At 56.2% G+C, this 20,534-nt stretch carries 21 protein-coding genes; 11 read left to right on the top strand and 10 right to left on the bottom strand.

Annotated features, from left to right (window positions below; all coding sequences use genetic code 11):
• Window position 1 precedes the first annotated feature (1 nt).
• From HALTITAN_RS22765 to HALTITAN_RS22735, 7 genes are all read left to right on the top strand, one after another.
• Entirely contained in the window at window positions 2-1,045 is a 1,044-nt protein-coding gene (locus HALTITAN_RS22765; protein ID WP_009288508.1) for an aminoglycoside phosphotransferase family protein, read from the top strand.
• 59 nt (window positions 1,046-1,104) lie between these two features.
• Entirely contained in the window at window positions 1,105-2,322 is a 1,218-nt protein-coding gene (locus HALTITAN_RS22760) for an ABC transporter substrate-binding protein (protein ID WP_009288507.1), read from the top strand.
• Window positions 2,323-2,324: 2 nt separating this feature from the next.
• Window positions 2,325-3,998 (top strand): ABC transporter permease, encoded by a 1,674-nt coding sequence (locus HALTITAN_RS22755; RefSeq protein WP_039860657.1) that lies wholly within the window; start codon window positions 2,325-2,327, stop codon window positions 3,996-3,998.
• A gap of 10 nt (window positions 3,999-4,008) precedes the next feature.
• Entirely contained in the window at window positions 4,009-4,647 is a 639-nt protein-coding gene (locus HALTITAN_RS22750) for an ATP-binding cassette domain-containing protein (protein ID WP_039860655.1), read from the top strand.
• A complete protein-coding gene (locus tag HALTITAN_RS22745; protein WP_039860670.1) occupies window positions 4,634-5,344 on the top strand; it encodes a TIGR04283 family arsenosugar biosynthesis glycosyltransferase in 711 nt (236 codons plus the stop codon). Before HALTITAN_RS22750 ends, HALTITAN_RS22745 begins: the two co-directional genes overlap by 14 nt.
• Entirely contained in the window at window positions 5,334-5,945 is a 612-nt protein-coding gene (locus HALTITAN_RS22740) for a TIGR04282 family arsenosugar biosynthesis glycosyltransferase (RefSeq protein WP_009288506.1), read from the top strand. Before HALTITAN_RS22745 ends, HALTITAN_RS22740 begins: the two co-directional genes overlap by 11 nt.
• Before the next feature lie 84 nt (window positions 5,946-6,029).
• On the top strand, window positions 6,030-8,192 hold the full coding sequence (locus tag HALTITAN_RS22735; protein WP_039860653.1) for an FAD-dependent oxidoreductase: 2,163 nt from the start codon (window positions 6,030-6,032) through the stop codon (window positions 8,190-8,192).
• Between the two features lie 39 nt (window positions 8,193-8,231).
• Here HALTITAN_RS22735 and HALTITAN_RS22730 read toward each other — a convergent pair whose 3' ends face one another.
• Window positions 8,232-8,627, bottom strand: coding sequence for a transcriptional regulator (locus tag HALTITAN_RS22730; RefSeq protein ID WP_276316028.1), 396 nt, complete (start codon window positions 8,625-8,627; stop codon window positions 8,232-8,234).
• A 165-nt stretch (window positions 8,628-8,792) separates the two neighbouring features.
• On the opposite strand from HALTITAN_RS22730, the gene HALTITAN_RS22725 reads away from it, so the two are divergent.
• Both HALTITAN_RS22725 and HALTITAN_RS22720 read left to right on the top strand, forming a co-directional pair.
• Complete coding sequence (locus HALTITAN_RS22725) at window positions 8,793-10,187, top strand: GGDEF domain-containing protein (protein WP_009288503.1); 1,395 nt, start codon at window positions 8,793-8,795, stop codon at window positions 10,185-10,187.
• Window positions 10,188-10,219: 32 nt separating this feature from the next.
• The gene (locus HALTITAN_RS22720; RefSeq protein WP_009288502.1) at window positions 10,220-11,359 is read left to right on the top strand and encodes an FAD-dependent oxidoreductase; all 1,140 of its coding nucleotides are present in this window, start codon (window positions 10,220-10,222) and stop codon (window positions 11,357-11,359) included.
• 9 nt (window positions 11,360-11,368) lie between these two features.
• On the opposite strand, the gene HALTITAN_RS22715 is transcribed toward HALTITAN_RS22720, so the two are convergent.
• Window positions 11,369-11,824, bottom strand: coding sequence for an META domain-containing protein (locus HALTITAN_RS22715; RefSeq protein WP_035537745.1), 456 nt, complete (start codon window positions 11,822-11,824; stop codon window positions 11,369-11,371).
• 23 nt (window positions 11,825-11,847) lie between these two features.
• Window positions 11,848-12,288, bottom strand: coding sequence for a lactoylglutathione lyase (gloA, locus tag HALTITAN_RS22710; protein ID WP_039860650.1), 441 nt, complete (start codon window positions 12,286-12,288; stop codon window positions 11,848-11,850).
• Window positions 12,289-12,416: 128 nt separating this feature from the next.
• Between gloA and HALTITAN_RS22705 the strand changes: the two genes are divergently transcribed.
• The gene (locus tag HALTITAN_RS22705; RefSeq protein WP_009288500.1) at window positions 12,417-13,487 is read left to right on the top strand and encodes a metal-dependent hydrolase; all 1,071 of its coding nucleotides are present in this window, start codon (window positions 12,417-12,419) and stop codon (window positions 13,485-13,487) included.
• Window positions 13,488-13,509: 22 nt separating this feature from the next.
• On the opposite strand, the gene HALTITAN_RS22700 is transcribed toward HALTITAN_RS22705, so the two are convergent.
• The 3 genes from HALTITAN_RS22700 to HALTITAN_RS22690 form a co-directional block, all read right to left on the bottom strand.
• Window positions 13,510-14,241, bottom strand: coding sequence for an MliC family protein (locus HALTITAN_RS22700; RefSeq protein WP_009288499.1), 732 nt, complete (start codon window positions 14,239-14,241; stop codon window positions 13,510-13,512).
• 45 nt (window positions 14,242-14,286) lie between these two features.
• Window positions 14,287-14,799: a DUF3087 family protein gene (locus tag HALTITAN_RS22695; protein ID WP_039860648.1), complete on the bottom strand. Its 513-nt coding sequence runs from the start codon at window positions 14,797-14,799 to the stop codon at window positions 14,287-14,289.
• Between the two features lie 80 nt (window positions 14,800-14,879).
• Window positions 14,880-15,977, bottom strand: coding sequence for a 3-deoxy-7-phosphoheptulonate synthase (locus HALTITAN_RS22690; protein WP_039860647.1), 1,098 nt, complete (start codon window positions 15,975-15,977; stop codon window positions 14,880-14,882).
• Between the two features lie 162 nt (window positions 15,978-16,139).
• On the opposite strand from HALTITAN_RS22690, the gene HALTITAN_RS25655 reads away from it, so the two are divergent.
• Window positions 16,140-16,289, top strand: a complete 150-nt coding sequence (locus HALTITAN_RS25655; RefSeq protein ID WP_159175997.1) for a hypothetical protein — start codon at window positions 16,140-16,142, stop codon at window positions 16,287-16,289.
• Window positions 16,290-16,520: 231 nt separating this feature from the next.
• Here the strand turns inward: HALTITAN_RS25655 and HALTITAN_RS26255 are convergent, their stop codons facing one another.
• From HALTITAN_RS26255 to rho, 4 genes are read right to left on the bottom strand one after another with little or no spacing between them, the layout of a single operon-like run.
• The gene (locus tag HALTITAN_RS26255) at window positions 16,521-16,649 is read right to left on the bottom strand and encodes a hypothetical protein (RefSeq protein WP_022520180.1); all 129 of its coding nucleotides are present in this window, start codon (window positions 16,647-16,649) and stop codon (window positions 16,521-16,523) included.
• A 59-nt stretch (window positions 16,650-16,708) separates the two neighbouring features.
• Entirely contained in the window at window positions 16,709-17,449 is a 741-nt protein-coding gene (locus tag HALTITAN_RS22685) for an FAD-binding oxidoreductase (RefSeq protein ID WP_009288496.1), read from the bottom strand.
• A gap of 41 nt (window positions 17,450-17,490) precedes the next feature.
• Window positions 17,491-18,981 carry a 4-hydroxy-3-polyprenylbenzoate decarboxylase gene (gene ubiD, locus HALTITAN_RS22680; protein ID WP_009288495.1) on the bottom strand — a complete coding sequence of 497 codons (1,491 nt, stop codon included), beginning with the start codon at window positions 18,979-18,981 and terminating at the stop codon, window positions 17,491-17,493.
• 59 nt (window positions 18,982-19,040) lie between these two features.
• A complete protein-coding gene (rho, locus tag HALTITAN_RS22675; protein WP_007111700.1) occupies window positions 19,041-20,300 on the bottom strand; it encodes a transcription termination factor Rho in 1,260 nt (419 codons plus the stop codon).
• Window positions 20,301-20,534: the final 234 nt, after the last annotated feature.

Here is a 20,534-nt window from a genome sequence, read left to right as displayed (position 1 = left end):
TATGCCGACACCAACCGAAGCGCGTTTACAGGCTCTGGCAAGCGAATTAAAGCGGGCCGGGATTGCATACCATGAGCTTACGCCGATGGCGGATACCGGGCTGGCCCATGATCATGTGTGGATCCATCGCAGCGTGGGCGATGACTGGGTGGCGCGACTGCCGAAGCAGAGTCAGATGAATCTGCCGCCTGAAGAGAACCTTGCCTATCAGACTGCCTGCTACCAGCGCTCTAGTCCTGGCGGACACACGCCAGCACTTTACGGCACTCTGCCGCCGAGCGAGGCACTGCCCCGGGGTGGGTTACTGGTTGAGGCTATCCGTGGCCGCTTGGCCAAGTTGCCGGAAGACCTGCCTGCCATCGCGGATGCTCTAGCCAGCTTGCATAGCCAACCGCTGCCCAGTGTCGCAGAGCAGGCACCACTGCTTGCCCCCGAAGACCCATGGCAAGCGATGATAGATGAAGTGCGTCAGCAGGCTAACTGGTTGAGCGACGCGCAACTTTCGAGCAAGGTCACCCAGCGCATTAAGCAGGAGCTGGACTTACTGCCACCTCACTTAAGCGATGCCGCGCCGACACTGATTAGCTTTGACACCCACCCTGGCAACTTCTTAATCCACGACGATGGCCGCGCGGTGTTGGTGGATTTAGAGAAGTGCCGCTACGGCCTGCCGGGTATCGACCTCGCCCACACCAGCCTCTACACCTCGACCACCTGGGACGTAAGCAGCCAAGCGGTGCTATCGCTAAGTGACGTGATTAGCTTTTATCGCCGCTGGCAAGCCACCATGGGTGAAACGCCGGACATCGACACCCTCATTGCCTGTCGCCGCGCTACCTGGCTCTGGTCGTTAACCTGGTGTGCCAAGTGGCGCGCCCAGCACTTAAACGCCGTAGATGCCCAGCAGCGCGGGGAAGACTGGTCCGCTGAACTCACGGATCCCGCCGTGATCGACCACGTGCGCGACCGCGTTGAGCACTACTTATCGTTAAACATTATTGATCACGTGCACAGCGAGCTACAGTGTTTGCAGGTTTCCCTATAACATCTAATTTTACTAATATTTCTTAGCTGTGCTTACGCTTCTAACAAAAGGGATATTCGATGCCTACTCGCCACCCTCTTCGCCTCGCTATTGTCACCACGATGCTTGCCTTCACGGTTCCGGCATCAGCCAACCCCGACCCTAGTGATTGGCAAAGTGTCGTGGCACAGGCCGAAGGCCAAACCGTTTACTGGAATGCCTGGGGCGGTGATACGCGCACCAATCGCTACATCGACTGGGTGGCGGAGCAAATGCAGGCACAGTACGGCGTCGATGTGGAACACGTAAAGCTGGACGATACCGGCAGCGCGTTAGCTCGGGTACTGGCAGAAAAGCAGGCGGGCAACCACACCGAGGGCAGTATCGACCTGATTTGGATCAACGGCGAGAACTTCGCTGCGATGCGCGAAAGCGACCTGCTGTTTGGCCCCTTCGCTGAGTCGCTGCCCCATTTTGCGCTCACCAATGCCGCCGATAACCCTGAGGTGGTGACCGACTTCACGTTACCTACAGAAGGCTATGAATCGCCCTGGGGTAAAGCGCAGATCACCTTTTTTTACGATAGCGCTCAAACCGAGACACCACCCCAGAATATGCAGGCACTACTCGCCTGGGCCAAAGCCAATCCCGGCCAGTTCAGCTATCCGCGTATTCCCGACTTCACCGGCAGCACCTTTTTAAAGCAGGCGCTGATCGAGCTCACCGATCAGGAGGAGGCGCTTTACCAGCCAGTTTCAGAAAGCGATTTTGAGGCTGTCACCAAACCTCTGTGGGCCTATTTAGATGCGCTGCACCCGCACCTGTGGCGCAGTGGTCGTACCTTTCCCGACTCCGGCCCCAACCTGCGCACGTTGATGAGCGACGGCGAGCTAAGTTTGGCTTTTTCGTTCTACCCCACCGATGCCGCCGTGGCAGTCATGGAGTATGAGCTGCCCGAAAGCGTGCGCAGCTACGTGCTGGAAGGCGGCACTTTGGGTAACGTTCACTTTGTGGCGATCCCCTATAACTCGCCGCATAAAGCCGGGGCCATGGTGCTCGCCAATTTCCTGCTTTCACCGGAAGCTCAGGCGCAAAAGCAGTCGCTAGCGATGTGGGGAGACCGCAGCGTACTGGATATCGATCAGCTAGACGCCGAGAATCAGGCGCTGTTCGAGCAGGGTGATCGCCATCCTTCCGAGCTACCGGCGGACGCGCTGTCCAACACCCTACCCGAACCACACCCCAGTTGGATGACCGCCCTGCAAAATGCCTGGCTTGAGCGTTACGGCGTTAACTAACGATGCTGCGACTGGCCCCAGCACTCATCATTGCCCTGCTAGTACTCCCCGTTGGGGCGGGTCTGATGATGGTGCTGCTGCCTGCGTTTGGCTACTTACCAACGCTAGGCGGCCATGGCGCTAGTTTAGCCCCCTGGCAAATGCTGTTCGCCCAGCCGGGGCTAGGACGTTCAGTGATGGTTAGCTTTGCCAGCGGGTTAGTCAGCACAGCCGTAGCGCTGGTAATTGTGGTGCTGTTTTTGGCCGCCAGTCGGGGCACTTGGTTAGATCGCGGCATGCGACGGTTGGTATCACCGCTGCTCGCCATCCCTCACGCCGCTATCGCCTTTGGGTTTGCCTTTTTGATTGCCCCTTCGGGTTTGGTGGCGCGGCTGATATCGCCGTCGCTAACAGGATGGGAGCGCCCCCTGGACATGCTGATCATCAACGATCCCTGGGGATTCTCCCTAATGGCGGGGTTGGTGCTAAAAGAAGTACCGTTTTTGCTGCTGATGAGCCTGGCGGCACTGCCGCAGTTAGCGCCGGAGAAGCGCTTGATGCTGGCAAGGTCGCTAGGTTACTCGCCTACCATCGGCTGGTTAAAAACGGTGCTTCCCTCGCTCTACCCACTGATTCGCCTGCCGGTTTATGCAGTGATCGCCTATGCCACTTCGGTCGTCGATATGGCACTGATTCTTGGCCCGAAGCTGCCCCCCACGCTGAGCGTATCTATCTTGGGTTGGTTCAACGACCCGGATATCAGCCAGCGTTTTATGGCCTCGGCGGCGGCGGTACTGCAACTGGGCGTCACTGTCGCTGCACTGCTGTGTTGGTGGTTGTTAGAACAGCTGATCCGCAGCCTGACGCGGTACTGGCTGATCAATGGCAGCCGCCAGCGTGGCGAAATCATCCTGCGCCTCGTTGGCCGCTCGGCATTACTGTTTTCGAGTATCACAGCGCTGGCAGCCTTAGTTGGGTTGGGGCTATTTTCACTGGCCGGTTTTTGGCGCTTTCCAGAAGTGTTGCCACAGATGCTAACGCTGGATCACTGGCAACGCAGCGGCCCTATGCTGGCTACACCGCTCATTAATACGGCATTGATTGGACTTGTTTCTACCGTCTTGGCCACGGCACTAGTGCTAGCAACGCTGGAAAATGAACACCGTCAGCACATTCAACCCAAGCGCGCGTTATGGTTACTCTATTTGCCCCTATTAGTGCCGCAAATTGCGTTTCTATTTGGGCTAATCGTGGCCGCTGAAAGCCTGGGCATTCGCCCTCAACTTGGTCTGGTTATCTCTGGTCACCTGCTGTTTGTACTGCCTTATGTATACCTCTCCTTGGCCGAAACCTATCGCCAATTGGATCCACGCTGGTTAAAGGTAGCGCGTTCACTGGGGGTGTCACGCAGCTCCGCTTTTTGGCGGGTTCGCCTGCCGCTGTTGCTCGCGCCGCTGTTAACAGCGTTTGCCGTAGGCTTGGCAGTGAGTATTGGCCAATACTTACCCACCCAGTTACTCGGTGCGGGCCGCGTGACCACCGTGACGACCGAGGCAGTCGCGCTTGCCTCTGGCAGTAATCGACGTTTAATCGGCGTCTGGGCATTAGTGCAGGCTGGGTTACCGTTGATTGGCTTTATGCTTGCCTTAGGGCTGCCCCGTTTATTGGGTACCCACCGCCGTGATTTAGCTACTTAAGAGGGACAATGTGACAGCTTCTTTTTGCGCGCCGCTACGCCTTGAGCAAGTTAGCATCGCCCTGGCAGGCCGTGAGTTACTGGTAGTGGATGCCACTATTAGCTCCGGTGAAGTACTCACGGTCATGGGACCTTCGGGGTCGGGAAAATCCACCTTATTGGCGTATATTGCAGGCTTTCTTGATCGCGAATTCACCGCTAGCGGCGGCGTATGGCTGGGCGAGCGCAATTTGCTCAGCCTTCCCGCCGAACAGCGCAACATCGGGCTTCTGTTTCAGGATCCGCTGCTATTTCCGCACTTAAGCGTGGGCGGCAACTTGCGCTTCGGACTGCCTCGCCATCAAAAAGACAAGCGCCAGCAGGTTACTCAGGCACTTGAACAGGTTGGGCTAGCAGGCTTTGAGTCCCGCGACCCCGCCACCCTTTCCGGCGGCCAGCAATCACGCGTGGCGTTGATGCGCCTGCTACTCTCCAAGCCGCGAACGGTGCTGCTGGACGAGCCGTTTTCCAAGCTGGATACGGCGCTGCGCCAGGAGATGCGCACACTGGTGTTTAGCCAACTACGCGAAGCAGGCCTGCCTACGCTCCTGGTCACCCATGACCACGAGGACGCCAATGCAGCAGGAGGGCCGGTTATTGAGCTCGGCTGACCAACCACCTCGGCTGAGCATCGTGATACCGGTGCTTAACGAGGCCACGGGAATTGAGGCGTCACTGACACCGCTACAAGCGCTGCGCGACCAGCGCATTGCGATACCCGTTGAGATCATTGTCGTGGATGGCGGGAGCAGTGATGCCAGCGCTCACATTGCCAAACCACTAGCAGATCGAGTGCTCAGCAGCCCAGCCGGACGAGCATTGCAAATGAACCTGGGCGCTCAGCATGCCACTGCGCCCGCACTGCTGTTCCTGCACGCGGATACTCACTTGCCCAAGAACGCCGTTGAGCAGATAACCCAAGCGCTTAACGGCCACGCCTGGGGGCGCTTTGATATTGAGCTTGCAGGCCGCAGCGGCTGGCTGCCCGTGGTGAGCTGGATGATGAATCAACGCTCACGGCTCACCGGCATCGCCACCGGCGACCAGGGCATGTTTATGCGTGCGAGCACTTTCAAAGCAGCCGGTGGTTTTCCCGAACAGCCACTGATGGAAGACATTGAGCTGTCTAAACGGCTCAAACGGGTGTCTCGGCCCGCCTGTTTGCAGGCGAAAGTGGTAAGCTCGGGCAGGCGCTGGGATGAGGTCGGCGCTTGGAAAACGATCCGCCTGATGTGGCGGCTGCGCTACCGCTACTGGCGCGGCGTTAGCGCAACCCAACTCGCCAAGGAGTATCGCGATGCCCGCTGAAACGCCCCACCTGCACCTGCTAGCCAAAGCGCCGCTGGCGGGGCAAGCTAAAACGCGCCTGTCGCCCCTACTCGGTTTGGAAGGTGCTGCCAACGCCCACGCGGAGCTAGTACGCCACTGCGTCGCAAATGCCTGCAAAGCGCTGCCTGCCGCCAATGTCACACTATGGACAGCGCTTGATCACGCCCACCCGCTGTTTATTGAGCTTCGCGAGGCATTTGGTGTGACGCTAAGCGCCCAGCCAGAGGGTGACTTAGGTGCAAGGGTTCGCCATGCCCTGAACAGTACTCCAGGGCCTGCCATGCTAATGGGCAGTGACTGCCCGAGTATCACTAGCGCGCTGATCACCACCTGCGCGCAGCAGCTGACCAGCTTTGAGGTGGTGATTTTACCCGCCGAAGATGGCGGCTACGGTTTTGTAGGCACCCGCCAAGACTACCCTGCGTTGTTTGAAGATATCCCCTGGGGTACCCAACGCGTGCTGACCACCACGCAGCAGCGCATTGAAGCATTAGGCCTCCAGGTCGCCTACCCCGCGACTATTTGGGACGTGGATCGCCCTGAAGACTGGCAGCGCTGGAAGGAGCTAGAGAATCTCTAATTAGCCGTTTCAGTGTAAGGAAACGGGCGCTCTCCTCACTCAGTGACAACCGATACTTCCCTTATTAGCGCTGGAGTTTTTATTGTGACCCGACAACGTTTGATTATTGCAGCGCTACTGATCACAGCCATTGGTGTGTTTTTCATTAGCGGTGCCCATCAATGGTTCACCCTGGAAACCATCAAAGCATACCAAAGCGACTTCCAAACGGCATTTACTCAAAATCCTTGGCAGGTAGCGGGGATCTTTTTTGCTGTTTATGTGGTGATAACGGCGCTCTCACTGCCGGGCGCCACGCTGATGACCTTACTTGGCGGTGCGCTATTTGGGCTCGGCTGGGGGCTACTGATTGTCTCCTTCGCTAGCACCATGGGGGCCACGCTGGCCTTTCTACTTTCACGGTTTCTTTTCCGTGGCCCTATCGAAAAGCGCTTTCCGCGCCAGTTTGCCTCGGTGAATCGCGGCGTGGAGCGCGATGGCGCTCTTTATCTATTTACCCTGCGTTTAGTGCCGGTATTTCCGTTCTTTATGATCAACCTGGTCATGGGTCTAACGCGCATAAAAACCGTCACTTTTTACGGGGTAAGCCAGCTCGCGATGCTACCCGGCACCGCCATCTATGTGAATGCGGGTGGGCAGTTGGGCGAGCTAGAGAGCCTGGGGGGTATTCTTTCACCGACGCTTATCGCCTCGTTTTTACTGCTGGCCATCTTCCCCTGGATAGCTCGACGCATTGTACAACTGGTGCAGAAGCGCAAAGCTTATAAAGGTTTTACCCGGCCAGCGGGCTTTGACTACGACATTGTGGTGATCGGCGGCGGCTCAGCCGGGCTGGTTACCAGCTATATCGCCAGCGCCGTGAACGCCAAAGTGGCGTTGGTGGAAAAACACAAGATGGGCGGCGATTGCCTGAATACCGGCTGCGTTCCGTCTAAAGCGTTAATTCGTGCCGCCCGCGCCGCCCATGAGGTTCGCACCGCACACCGGTTCGGAGTGACTGCCAGCGAGCCGCAGGTCGACTTTGCCAAGGTGATGGGCCATGTGCATCAGTCGATTAGCGATATCGAACCCCACGACAGTATAGAGCGCTATAACGGCTTGGGCGTTGAGGTGTACCAAGAGCACGCCAGGCTGATCTCGCCCTGGGAAATACAGGTCGGCGATAAAATCCTCACCGCCCGGCATATCGTGCTGGCCACCGGCGCACGTCCCCGGGTGCCGTCGCTACCGGGTATTAAGAGCGCCCCCGTTTTAACTTCCGAGAACCTCTGGTCGCTTACTGAATTGCCCAAGCGTTTAGTGGTGCTGGGCGGCGGTGCCATTGGTTGTGAGCTAAGTCAGAGCTTCGCTCGCCTGGGTAGCCAGGTCACCCTGGTGGAAGGCGTTTCCCAACTGCTGGGCCGTGAAGATCCAGAGGTCGGTGAGCTAATCGAAAGCACCCTGGCGGGCGAAGGCGTGTCGGTGATGACCGATGCCAGGGCGTTGGAAGTTCTCAACGGAGAGACAGGCTATCAGCTAGTGGTGGAGCATGACGGCGACCGCAAAATACTACCGTTGGACTACCTGCTGGTGAGTGCCGGTCGCCAGGCCAATGTGGAAGGCTTAGGGCTCGAAGCGCTAGGCATCACGACCACCCAAGCGGGCCCCCTTGAACTTAACGAGCGTCTGCAAACCCGCCTACCCAATATCTGGGCCTGCGGTGATTTGGCAGGGCCTTATCAGCTTACCCACGCTGCTGCTCATCAGGCGTGGCATGCGGCCGTCAATGCGCTGTTCGGCGAGCTGAAAAGCTTTGCGGTGGATTACCGCTATATGCCCGCCGTCACCTATGTACAGCCGGAAGTGGCAAGGGTGGGATTAAACGAAAAAGAGGCTAACGCACAGAGCATTGCCTTTGAAGTTACCCGCTACGCCATGGGCGAAAGCGACCGCGCCATCGCCGAAGGTGCCACTCAAGGCTTTATCAAAGTGCTTACCGTGCCCGGCAGAGACAAGATTCTCGGTGCAACCATCGTGGCGGAAAACGCCGGTGAATGGCTGGGTGAATTTACCCTCGCCATGAAGCACGGTCTGGGCCTCAACAAACTACTGGGTACCATCCACCCCTACCCCACGCTGGGCGAGGCGGCAAAGGCCACTGCCGGGGTGTGGAAAAACGCCCACAAGCCCGAACGAGTGCTGGCACTATTGAAGCACTACTTCAATTGGCGACGCGGTGACAGTTCAGCTAAGAAAATTGACACCTAGCACATCGAATTGAAAGATAATTAGAAAAAATAAGTCGACCTAATCGTTACGCCCGTTAGCAGGCGGGTGCACTTTAGCGAATGTTTCAATAATTTCGCGCACTACTTTACGCTGGGCAGCGGGAAGCTCCCGGTAGAGTGCCAGCAATTGGCGCTCTTCACTGGTGGATGAAACGTCCCAACTTGCGGAAGGTTCACTGACCGTATAAGCGGTGCTGGCGCCGTAGCGCAAGTGGTGCGGGTCGACTAACAGCCAGCGAGCCAAAACCTGGAGCTTATCCTGACTGGGGATCGAATCACCACGCAGCCAGCGCCTAACGGCCTGAAACGTGATCGGCTTTCCCCAATAGCGCAGATTAAATTCCCGCTCAAGCACTGACGGCCGCGCTTCGTAACCCGCTGCTTCCAGTGCCGCTTTTAGACGCTCGGCGAACATGATTTTTTCATTCATGCCGCCAATGTGAAGCGATTGTTCAATAACAGTTGAATAACGGTTCACCTTTTGATTGAATCATTAATTCAATTTCGAGTTTTCGCTTAGCAGTATTAGGCGAGTTGCTATGCTAAGCGCTGAAATGCGGCGCTTGAGGAGTCATTCAGAATGAGTGGCACACTATCTCCATCGGTGCAAAATCTCGACGACCTGTGTCATAAGCTGGCGCTACTATGCCGCTCGGCAACCCCTCTCGAGCTTTTTGAACTGCTGACCAAAACGCTGCATGCGCTTACCCAGGGTCAACCAGTGGCACTTTATCGCCGCTTAAGCACAGGAAACCTTCGTTTGGCGTACTACTATCCGTTGGAAAGTACCCTCGCCTCTCACCACGCGCTGCTCGCTATTCATTGTTACGACGATCTAGCCGCCTCAGAGCTGCAACTGTATGAACTAAAGGGCGAGCATGAAGTGTGGGGGTATATTGGGCATCCACCTGCGGTTCACGCTGGGCCTGGCAAGTGGATCCAGCTACTCGTCGATCTTGCATCCCAACGCTTACGCTTGTTAAAAGCAGAGCGTATGGTCACTCGCCAATCAGGTTTAAAGTCTCGCCGCAGATTGCTGTCCAGAGATATTAAAAAACTGACTTCCATTGATGATATTTTGCAGCATCATGGCGCTAGCTGGTGCGATATTTTTCAGGCCGAAGGCATTGCGCTGGCTTATCAGGGCGATCTTCACTGCTTTGGCGAGTGTCCCTCGAAGCACCAGTTATTTCATCATTTACAGCAGTTGAATCAACACAATCCCCATGACGAAATCGCCGAGCTGAATGGCAGCTGCCAAGGAGGTTTAGCGGCCCCGCTAAGCGTCGCCAATGCTTCCTTGGGTTGGTTACTACTATTTCGCCAACAGCCGCTACTCCCCGCTCTGGTTGCTGATACGATGCTTCAAGACGTCTTGAGTTATTGGATGCCGCAGGAAGCCTCCATGATGATTGAGCTGGCCGACGATTTAGCCGTGGCCATAACGGCCCAGGAGGTCGTTCATCTCAACCGCCAGTTAACCAAAACCAATCAACGCCTTGAGGGCTTGGCCCACACCGACCCCTTAACAAAATGCTGGAACCGCTACTATACAGAGCTGGTGATTGAGGATTTGATCAATTCGTCAGTCAGTTTTGCCATGTTGATGTTTGATATTGATGATTTTAAAAATATTAACGATACCTATGGGCATGCAACCGGCGATGATATCTTGCGTAATATGGCTCAGTTAGTGCAGGAAACGTTGAGACATGAGGATCACTTTGGGCGTTGGGGAGGTGAAGAGTTCGTCATTATATCCAAGGGGCTTGACCAAGACGCCAGTCTAAAGCTGGCTAACCGGCTCTGCCGCAACGTGGAGCAACACATCTTCGACATCGCTGGCCAATTAACAATCAGTATCGGCCTGACCCTCGCCCAGCCCGGCGACCGGCCTCGCCAGCTATTTGAGCGGGCGGATCAAGGCATGTATCTGGCTAAATTGGCGGGTAAAAACCAAGTCTTTGTCTGTTAATCCCCAACAGCACCTTGCTTCTTCTATAGGCGATGTCCATGCAGCAATTATTACTCATGGGTGCGGGCCATGCCCACGCCTTTGTACTCGAAGCCTTTGCCAAACAGCCTGAACCAAGCATCGCGATTACCGTGGTGAGTGATAGTCCTTTAGCAGCTTACTCCGGCAGCGTACCCGCATGGCTAGCGGGGGAGTGTACGCTGCGCAAGACACAGATCGACGTGGAAGCATTGTGCCAAAGAGCCAATGCTCGGCTAATTCTTTCCCCAGCAAACACGATCAACACCCAGAAGCATTACGTAGCGCTGGCAAATGGCGAGCGCGTTAACTTTGACGTGGCCTCCGTCAACATTGGTTCGACTCTAACGTCTCCTCACCAGCTTGGGGAGAACCTCCCCAAGCTACTCGCCATGCGCCCATTGAGTAGTCTGCACCAGCGCTGGCAGGCACTGCAAAATGATATTAGCCATTTACCCAGCGGCGGCGCCCAACGGGTGGTGGGCGTTGGCGGTGGCGCTGCGGGCTGTGAAACATTGATGAGCGTACTGGCTCAGTTGCGCAAACAGCGCCCGGATATTGATTGGCAGGGGCATTTGCTCAGCGCCTCTAACGCTCTATTGCCCGATGCCGGGCACGTGCCACGCTGGCTAATGCGACGCGCGCTGTCACAGGCAGGGATTACCGTTCACGTTGAACAACGCGGCGAAACGCTGATTGAAGGCGGAGTAACCACCCAGAACGGTAAACGCATCGATGCGGACATCGTCCTGTGGGCAACGGGGGCTGTCGGCCACCCATGGCTGGCAGGGACTGGGCTGCCGTTGGATCAACACGGTTTTATCCGCGTTGACCATTCACTGAAGGTTAGCGACCAGCCGAATATGTTTGCCGCTGGCGACTGTGCAGCGTTTACCCCAGCGCTGCCCAACGCAGGGGTTTATGCGGTGCGCATGGGGCCACACTTAGCGGATAACCTTCGCCGCGCCTGCCACGGCGAACCATTGCTCCCCTGGCAGCCACCCAAACGGGTGTTGGCACTCATTGGCACTGGCGACGGCCACGCGATTGCCAGCCGCGGAGGCTTTGGGGTATCCGGCAAGTGGGTATGGCAATGGAAAAAGCGGATTGATGCGCGCTTTATCGCCCGCTTCAATCCGCCTTTTGAAGGCTAACTGGCTGAATCAGTTACCTTCGCGCCAGCCGCCTAGCACCCGGCTATCCGGGCCAAAGAAGACCAACCGATCATGGTCAATCAAATACCGATAGGCGGTCTCCAGCATATCCGTGACCCGCTTGGCATCGCCCATTTGCGGGCACGCCATGCGGGTGGTGGCTAACGGGCTAAACTCAATGCGCTGGTTTTCACCGAGTGTTACTTCGCCAGTAAAGCGGTTACAGCCGTCGTGGCCGCTAACTTTGCCCTCTTTTGAAATCTGGAAAAAAGGCGTTTCCGGCATGGAGAGCCGCTCATCGGTGCCCACCAACAGTAGGTTCCAACGCTGTTCAACAATGGCGCCCTCAAGCGAGGCATCGTTGGCGCCCCGTTGTGGTGTAGAACTTGGCCCCGGCGAACTGCTACAAGCACTTAACAGTAGCGCAGCGGAAGCCAACAGTGGTAATAAGCGCCAACCTTTCATGGTGATCGTTCCTTTTGTCATTGTTACCAGCTACCGGTGTTTTCCATAGAAGCCCATGGCTCTTGTGGTGCCAGGGCATCGCCTTTTTGCAGCAGCTCCACAGAGATTCCGTCCGGTGATTTAACAAACGCCATATGGCCATCACGAGGTGGGCGGTTAATCGTCACGCCGTTGTCCTGAAGGTGTTGGCAGAGCGCATAAATGTCATCCACCCGATAGGCTAGGTGGCCGAAATTACGCCCACCGGCGTACTCTTCGGGATCCCAGTTATACGTCAGCTCAAGCTCCGGAGCCGTCAGCCGCTCTGAGCGTGGCTCATCTTCTGGTGCGGCCAGAAACACCAGCGTGAAGCGTCCTTTCTCGTTCTCTTTTCGGCGAACTTCTTTAAGACCCAGCAGATCGCAGTAAAAATGCAGCGAAGCATCCAGGTCACTGACACGCACCATGGTATGTAGATATTGCATATCGACTCCTGTTAAAAACGGCCTTGGTCATACTTTACAAAAACGTGACAACAGAAATAAATCGCTGCAACGCTGTATAATTAAATTATAACGTTTATCTTAGCTGGGTTTACCCGTCGGAGAAACCTGTGGATTCAGTCACTCAAGCCGCGCTTGGCGCAGCCATTGGCGGAGCCTTACTGGGCCGCCGCCTTGGCCGTAAGGCCATCCTTATCGGTGCCGTACTCGGCACCCTGCCCGATTTTGATGTAGCGCTGGATTATGGCGACGCCGTCGCCAATGTCACCGAGCATCGCGGTTTTAGCCATTCGCTTTTTGTACTAACAGGGTTAGCCACCCTGTTGGCGCTGCTATGCACACGATTTGCTCCTGCAAAAGATATTAGCCTACCCCGCTGGTGGTGCTTTTTTGCTCTTATTCTGATTACCCATCCTTTGCTTGATGCGCTAACCACTTACGGCACCCAGTTGCTTTGGCCTCTTGATCTTGCTCCCACCGCGTGGCCGATTATTTTTATTATCGATCCGCTCTATACACTGCCGCTGCTATTTACCTTGGGCGTTGCCTTGGTCTCTCAGCGGGTACGCAAAGCCTGCACATGGGGACTGGCCATCACGAGTGTTTACCTAATGATGGCAGCGGGTGCGAAATTAGTGGTAGAGCAACGTCTTGCCCCTGCCCTGGCAGAACAGGGTCTTGAAGAGGCTCCGCTACTGATACAGCCAACGCCGTTTAACATTGTGCTATGGCGCGCCACGGTGATCGACGGGGATCGCTACCATGAAAGCCTGATTAGTGTGTTTGACGGCGACCGTCAACCGCGTTTCGAACCATTAATTCGTAACGCTGGGCTAGAGACGTTCGCCCTGGCCAGCCAACAGGGAGAGCGTTTAATGTGGTTTGCGGGTTCTTTTTTACGCTATGAAACGCGGCTGCTAGAAGGAAAAGAGACGCTGATCGCCACCGATATTCGGCTCGGCTTCCCAGGCTTCCATCCGTTTAGCTTTACCCTGGCAACGTTAGAGGAAGAACACTGGGTACCGCTTGCGGTAAGCGAACAGTTGGAGAGTACCCGCGGTATTCAGATGCAAACGCTATCGCGCCTCGCCGCTCGTGCCGCAGGTAACACCTCGGCCCTGTGCGCCAGCGATTTCGAGGCGCATGAGTGGCGGGCCGAGCGTGTGGTTTATCGCTGCTGAGTTAGCGCTTCATCAAGGACGTCTAGGGAGCAATACCTTGGCCACAGCCGCTATATTGCTCCCCGCCATAAGTCAGCGTAACGCGAGCGGGAAAAGGCTTGCCGCTCATATTATCGAAACAGGCCCCAGCATCGATACGCACGCGGAAAAAGGGCTCCACGTCAGCGTTTTCAATCACGACTCGACCAGCTTCATTGTCCATCACGCTAACCATATAAGGTAGCTGGAGACGCTCTTCCCCGTAGTTCGTTTCCATCGTCAGTGTCGGCGTGTCATTTGCTAACGCAACCGTCCAGCCCGGTTCGTTACCCTGACCAAAGAACATCACGCCGGGCTTTTCAGCTCGGGTTAAGGCGTCACGCTGCTCGGCCAACGAGCACTGCAGCTGCCCTCGTGGCGTTTCCACTAGCGCCTCGTCACCCCGGTTCCAGAAGCTGATCTCACCATCTTGGTAGCGGGCGCCGCTGGCCACGACGGCTTGGGGCAACCGCCATGCGCCGTGCAGCGACCATAGGCGCAAATCGTTGGCGTTGGTGGCAGCCACTAAGTGCTGCTGAGCGGGTTCGCAGTGCCACGCATCAAAACGCTGGGCAGAGCCGGGAAAAAGCGCCGAGGGCAGAAAGGGTGCCCGGTTATCCAGCGTTGCTTGGTTAGCGGCTTTAGTTTCTGTGGAGGGCGTGGCTGCACACCCCCCGAGTACCACCATCATACCGACTGCGGCGATGGCCCCACCCCATGCTTTTAACGTATTCATATGTCATGCTCCCTATATAACTAATTCTATTGCTTGCTGAACTTCTTACCCGCGTTTGAACGCCTGCAGATCGTGCGTATCGATACTTTCCACCTGCGGGGACAACCCCAGCTCTTCGCGCTTGATTTTAACCTGCATTTTTTCCGCTAGCCGTTCGGCGTCGTCATCGGTGGTGCGCCCATTGAGCTCCGCCAACTGCGCCATGCCCTGGTGATAGAAAGTGAGCAGATCCAGCGCCGTGCGGTTGCTCTCTTCCACCGCTTTGCGCAGTTGCGAAAGATAGCCACTGACTTGCGACAAATGATGTTTGAGTTGCCAGACATAGCGCACCTCCGTCATCCATGGGCGCTCACGCAACACGGCAAATAGCGCGCTGGTGGCCAATAGCCCAAGTAGCACGCCTAGGGCATTGAGCCATAGGCTGCTGCCAAAGGTGGAGGTAAGGAGCATTGAGAACAGGAGGCCAAAAATAATTAGTTGCCCCGCCATGGCAAAGCTGATCATGCGGGCTTTGCGGCGGTAGGTCTCGGGGTCGTGATGTTCTAGGGTAAATACCATGGCCAGCCTCATTATCGCTGCAAACGTCCTATGATACGGGGCTGGCCAGGGCAAACAAGTAATAGCGTTTACAAAAGCAATTACGCCAAACGCTCCGCGGCCGTTTTGAGTAAGTGTTCGGTCGTTTCCCAGCCCACGCAGGCGTCGGTGACCGATACGCCGTAGCGCATGGCGCCGGGCTTGAGCGGCTGCTTGCCTTCGAACAGGTGACTTTCCAGCATCAGCGCGACCAGGTTGGCTTCGCCTGCCTGACGCTGCGCCAATACATCCAGCATCACTTCACTCTGGCGGCGATGGTCTTTACGCGCATTGGCATGGCTGCAATCCACCATTAGCCGTGGGTTTTGCCCGGCATTACGCAGCGCGGTGGTTGCCGCACGTACGTGTTGTGCCTGATAGTTAGGCTCACCGTGCCCGCCACGCAACACTACGTGGGTGTGCGGGTTGCCTGCAGTTTGCTGGACGATCGGGTAGCCTTGCGGGTCTACCGCGAAACGCTGGTGCGGGTGGGCCGCCGCACTCATGGCATCGATAGCCACTTGTACATCGCCACTGGTGGCATTTTTGAACCCCACCGCCGCTGACAAATCACTGGCCAGCTCACGGTGCAGTTGCGATTCGGTGGTGCGTGCGCCAATCGCCACCCAGCTTAGTAAGTCGTCTACGTAGGGCGCCAGCATCGGTTGTAAAAGCTCGGTAGCCACTGGCAAGCCGCGAGTGGTTACGGCATGCATCAGTTCACGAGAGAGCGCCAAACCACGTGGCATATCACCACTGCCATCCAAGCCTGGGTCGTAGGCCAGCCCTTTCCAGCCCACGGTAGTGCGCGGCTTTTCAACGTAGACGCGCATGACCGGCAAAATACGTTCGCTGATCTCTTCGCTTAATGCAGCCAGGCGGTCGGCGTATTCTAGCGCTGCATCTGGGTCGTGAACGGAGCAAGGGCCAACGACAACGAGCAGGCGGTCATCGTGACCACTCAAAATTTGCTGTACGGCGTGTCGCTGGCGGGCAATTTGCTCACTTAGCGGGTCGCTTAACGAGATACGTTGCCTGAGTTCGGCGGGGGTAGGCAGCCGCTTTGCACTGGACTCAGGCGCTGAAGGCGTTAGCCGGGAAGTAGCATGGGCAGTGGATACAACGGTTTTATTAATAACAGGGCTGACAGGCGCATTCATGATTAATTCTCCGCAATCGTGTGACATCGTATGGTTGTGTGACCACCCAAGTGAACACGGTCGGAGGTGGCAGCTAGCACCGACCGCGCGTCGCTAAATCGCCAGCTATAGCCATAACCCACAAAGCTGGTAGCGAAAGCGTTAGTCAGTGCGCGATAAATCATGATGCTGCTCCTTGATGAAATAATGGTGAATAACTATTGCCGAAACTCACTAGGCCCCAAAACGCCAGAAGCCCCGGCGGGGTTACCGACCGGGGCTTCTGTGCTTGCGGCAGGCAACCGAGTGGTGTGCCTGGTGGCGCGACGTTAGGCGTCGGCCAGGGGCACACCGAGGCTAAACCAATACCCATAAAACGCAAAGCCGCCAGCCAATTCTGGCTGCGGGTTCACTGTATGTGGGTTAGTTAGTCGCTGCATGCCCATATTCCGTTAGATTCTGTTAGTTTCGCTGGCAATCACTAGCCCAAGTAAATCGTTTGACAGGGCTGCCGCCATGGCGTTGTAGTTTTATCCTGCCTGCAAGCGCTGCAAATGGCAACACTCAACCACCAAAAGCTTGTACCCAACCAATAGTAGCGGGCAGCGCGCTCATACTTACCAGCACCACTAAGCCTAGAAAGATGGACAGGAAACCAGAATCGTCTTTAAAGTTTTCGTCGTGATGGGCCATGTTAGCCTCCTTTTTTACCAACGCTATATCAGGGGGAACGTTACAACGCTGTGATCATATTAAGTAGAACGAGGGGCGTAGGCAAACACATCCGAAAACACCCGCTCAAGCTTTATGCCTTTTGTGTCGAGCACATCCAGGCAGGCATACACCATATTGGGCGAACCCGAGATATAAACATCGTGGGTTTCTGGCGTGATATCTGCGGTTTTCAACACCTGATCAATACGACCCAGGTGATGGGCAATCCGCTCGCCCGCTGCTAACGGCTCTTCCAAGGGCGATTCGGTTACCGCATGAAAGCAGACATTGGCGTGGGTTTGCGCCCACTGGCTGGCCAGTTGCTCTAAATAGAGGTCGCGGTGTTCGCGGGCAGCCCACCACAGCGAAATTTCTCGTTCGGGCTGTTCATGCAGTACCGATTCGACAATGGCTTTCATCTGGGAGAAACCGGTTCCTGCTGCAATCAGCAGCAGCGGTCTTTCGCTCTCACGATCAAGCACGCACTCACCGCCGGGCAAACGCAGCGTGAGCTGATTGGCTACCTGCAGCAGTTCCCGCAGCCGCGCTGAGTTATCCCGCTCCGGCCAGTGTTGAATATGCAGCTCGATAACACCATCGCTGCGATCGGCACTGGCGATCGAAAACGGCACCCAGGTGGTGTCATCCAGCTTAAGCTCTAAATATTGCCCCGGCGCATGCTGCATGGCTTCGGCGCGCCCAGTTAGCGTCACGCCAAACACATCGGGGCTTAAGTTCTCAACCTCGGTGACTTGGCAAGTCAACGTCCTTGCACTCATGAAAGCCTCTTTTTACAAATTTGGTCAGCGATACATCGCATTCAGCGGCGAGAGGGCGGCAATTCAAGACCAATCCCCAGCGCTTCCCAGCGTTCATCCACGCGCGCTTTAACGGCATCGTCCATCACAATCGGGGTGCCCCATTCACGGTCAGTTTCTCCTGGCCACTTATTGGTGGCATCAAGCCCCATTTTCGAGCCAAGACCTGAGACCGGCGAAGCGAAATCGAGATAATCAATGGGGGTATTTTCGACCATTACAGTATCCCGCGCGGGATCCATCCGGGTGGTGATCGCCCAGATAACATCTTCCCAATTGCGTGCGTCCACGTCGTCATCCAGCACAATCACAAACTTGGTGTACATAAACTGACGCAGAAAGCTCCATACCCCCATCATCACGCGCTTGGCGTGGCCGGGGTACTGCTTCTTCATGGTGACCACTGCCATACGGTAAGAGCAGCCTTCCGGTGGCAGGTAGAAGTCGACGATTTCGGGAAACTGCTTACACAGAATGGGCACAAAGACTTCATTCAGCGCCACACCGAGAATCGCCGGCTCATCCGGCGGACGTCCCGTATAGGTCGAGTGATAGATCGCATCACGGCGCATGGTCATCCGCGTGATGGTAAACACCGGGAAGTGGTCGACCTCATTGTAGTAACCGGTGTGGTCACCAAAGGGGCCTTCCGCCGCCATATCATCGGGATAGATAAAGCCTTCGAGGATAATCTCGCTGGACGCGGGCACATCAAGATCCGCATGACCGCACTTCACCAGCTCGGTACGCGAACCGCGCAGTAGGCCCGCAAAGGCGTATTCTGAAAGCGAATCCGGCACGGGGGTGACGGCGCCCAAAATCGTCGCCGGGTCGGCGCCAAGCGCCACCGCAACCGGGAAAGGCTCGCCTGGGTGGGCTTTCTGGAACTCCAGAAAATCCAGCGCGCCGCCACGATGGGAGAGCCAGCGCATGATCAGGCGGTTCTTGCCAATCTTCTGCTGACGGTAAATCCCTAGGTTCTGGCGCTTCTTGTGCGGCCCTTTGGTAATCACCAGTGGCCAGGTGACCAGTGGCCCCGCATCGCCAGGCCAGCAGTGCTGAATCGGCAGCAGGCCGAGATCGACCTCGTCGTCTTCATACACCACTTCCTGTACCGGCGCATGCTTGACGTTTTTCGGCCCCATGCTGAGTACTTGCTTGAAGATCGGCAGCTTGTCCCAGGCGTCTTTCAAGCCTTTCGGCGGATCAGGCTCTTTGAGAAACGCCAACAGCTTACCCACTTCTCTGAGCGCTTCTACCGATTCTTGGCCCATGCCTAGCGCAACCCGTTTAGGGGTGCCAAACAGGTTGCCCAACAGCGGCATGTCGTGGCCTTTGACGTTTTCAAACAGCAACGCCGGGCCACCGGCACGCAGCGTGCGGTCGCAAATTTCGGTGATTTCCAGGTAAGGATCGACTTCGACATGAATACGCTTGAGTTCACCCTGGGCTTCAAGCGCCGCGATGAACTCACGCAAGTCTTTGTACTTCAAGGCACGCTCCCTGGCTGGCGAATGCGCCGCGTTAGCGGCGCTCTTTTTTACACCACAAGCTAGCGGCGCTTCATCGCTTCAAAGAACTCAAGATTGGTCTTGGTATCTTTCAGACGGTCAATCAGGAATTCAGTGGCGGCGGTGTCTTCCATCGGATTGAGCAGCTTGCGCAAAATCCACATGCGCTGCATTTCATCCTCAGAAGCCAGCAGGTCTTCACGACGGGTGCCACTGCGACGGATATTGATCGCCGGGAATACACGACGCTCAGCCAGCTTGCGATCCAGGTGGGCTTCCATGTTACCGGTACCCTTGAACTCTTCGAAGATGACTTCGTCCATTTTGGAGCCAGTATCGACCAGCGCCGTGGCGATAATCGTCAGGCTGCCGCCCTCTTCGATATTACGCGCCGCGCCAAAGAAGCGTTTTGGCTTCTCAAGGGCGTGGGCATCGACACCACCGGTGAGCACTTTGCCAGAGCTGGGCACCACGGTGTTGTAAGCACGCGCCAAGCGAGTAATCGAGTCGAGCAGAATGACCACGTCTTTCTTGTGCTCAACCAAACGCTTGGCTTTCTCGATAACCATTTCAGCGACTTGCACGTGACGCGCTGGCGGCTCATCAAAGGTTGACGCCACGACTTCGCCACGCACGGTGCGCGACATTTCGGTGACTTCCTCAGGGCGCTCATCGATCAGCAGTACGATCAGATGACACTCTGGGTTGTTGCGCGTGATGGAGGTCGCGATGTTTTGCAACATCAGCGTTTTACCCGCCTTGGGCGGCGATACCAGCAAACCACGTTGGCCTTTACCGATCGGCGCGGTTAGATCGATGATCCGCGCGGTAAGGTCTTCCGTGGAGCCGTTACCGATCTCCATACGCATGCGATCGTCTGGGAACAGCGGCGTTAAGTTCTCAAACAGGATCTTGTGCTTGGCATTTTCCGGACGGTCAAAGTTGATTTGACTGACCTTCAGCAGGGCGAAGTAGCGTTCACCCTCCTTCGGCGGACGGATTTTGCCGGAAATGGAGTCACCCTTGCGCAGATTGAAACGGCGGATCTGCGAAGGCGATATGTAGATATCGTCGGGACCGGCGAGATAGGAGCTGTCAGCGCTACGCAGGAAGCCGAAGCCATCCTGAAGAATTTCCAGCACACCGTCGCCATAGATATCCTCGCCACTTTTGGCGTGTTTCTTGAGGATGGCGAAAATGATGTCCTGCTTGCGCGAACGGGCCAAGTTATCAATACCCATTTCACGGGCGATATCGAGGAGCTCGGGAACGGTTTTTTGCTTGAGTTCAGTGAGATTCATCGGTGTGTTAGAAAGTTGCTCATGGAAGCTGGGCGCCAGGCGCCGGGAATAAGACAGGAGGCGTGAAAGTGACGCCGTGTGATGCGTTCAGACCCCGGTAAAGGCACGCGCTCGAAGATGAAAGGAACGGCGTTGGACTTAACTAACAACGCTGCTGCTTGTTGTTATTAAGACTCAACTCGAGGGTGCTAACACTTGTTTAATCTGGCTACCCCAGGAAAGTGGTTGAACCAG

Source organism: Vreelandella titanicae BH1 (genome assembly GCF_000336575.1).
Taxonomy (GTDB): Bacteria; Pseudomonadota; Gammaproteobacteria; order Pseudomonadales; family Halomonadaceae; genus Vreelandella; species Vreelandella titanicae.
Note: the sequence above shows the minus strand (reverse complement) of the source record. Positions and strands in the feature narration are given on the sequence as shown.